Genomic DNA, 1388 nt, shown 5'->3' with positions numbered 1-1388 from the left:
AAATAAGCCTTTGTAGAAGCAATGACAATATCGGTATCTGCACCTAAACCATTTACAATACGCCCGTCTTTCTCTAGCCGAACCGTTACCTCCCCTTGAGAGTCGGTTCCACTTGTGATGCTATTTACAGAATATAATTGCTGCGCAGCACCCGAGTTAACTATCTTCTCGATTGCCTTATAGGTTGCATCAACCGGGCCACTACCGTCTGACTCAGCAGACTTTTCCTCTCCATCGACGAGCAAAGTAACCTTTGAGACAGGCACAACACCTGTCTCGGAACACACTGACAAACAAACCAAGGAATAGAGATCGACCTGATCTAGAGATTTAGTCGAACTTACCAATGCATGCAGATCCTCATCAAATATCTCGTGTTTTTTATCTGCCAATTCTTTAAATGCTGCAAACGCCTGATTTAACTCAGTCTCAGACTCCAATGAAATTCCAAGCTCTTCTATTCTGGAACGAAATGCATTTCTGCCAGAGTGTTTACCTAGAACCAGACTATTAGTATGCCAGCCAACATCTTGAGCCTTCATAATTTCGTAAGTTTCTCGATGCTTCAATATACCATCCTGGTGAATGCCAGACTCATGCGCAAACGCATTTGCACCAACAATTGCTTTATTTGGCTGAACCGGGAAGCCGGTAATCGTCGACACTAACCGCGAGCAAGGCACGATCTGTGTAGAGTCGATATTTGTCGATAGGTCAAACAAGTCAGATCGTGTACGAACTGCCATTACAACCTCTTCCAAAGAAGCATTTCCGGCTCGCTCACCCAATCCGTTAATAGTACATTCAATCTGGCGTGCACCATTGGTTACCGCAGACAAAGAGTTTGCAACAGCTAAGCCGAGATCATTGTGACAATGAACCGAGAAAATAGCTTTGTCTGAATTTGGAATTCGCTCGATAAGGTTTTTTATGGTTTCACCAAACTGCTCGGGAATCGCATAGCCCACCGTATCCGGGATATTTATTGTGGAAGCACCAGCATTAATCGCTTGCTCTATAATACGACAAAGAAAATCCAACTCTGAACGACCAGCATCTTCACATGAAAACTCGACATCATCTGTATAGCTTCGCGCTCTTTTTACTGCTCGCACAGCTTGCTCGACAACTGCATCTGGCTCCATTTGAAGCTTATACTTCATATGGATCGGGGAGGTTGCTATAAAGGTGTGAATACGCGACGCATTTGCTCCTCTTAAAGCTTCAGCAGCACGATCGATATCCTTATCCAATGCCCTGGATAGAGAACATATTCGAGAATCTACTATTGTATCAGCGATAGATTTAACCGACTCAAAGTCGCCCGGACTTGCAATCGCAAACCCCGCTTCAATAACATCAACACGCATCTTCTCAAGTGCACGAGC

General features: G+C 44.4%; 1 protein-coding gene. It reads right to left on the bottom strand.

Annotated features, from left to right (window positions below; translation table 11 throughout):
• A partial coding sequence (locus A3729_RS17170) for a 2-isopropylmalate synthase (protein ID WP_068634117.1) occupies window positions 1-1388 on the bottom strand: 1388 nt, incomplete at both ends.

The organism is Oleiphilus sp. HI0043 (assembly GCF_001634935.1).
Note: the sequence above shows the minus strand (reverse complement) of the source record. Positions and strands in the feature narration are given on the sequence as shown.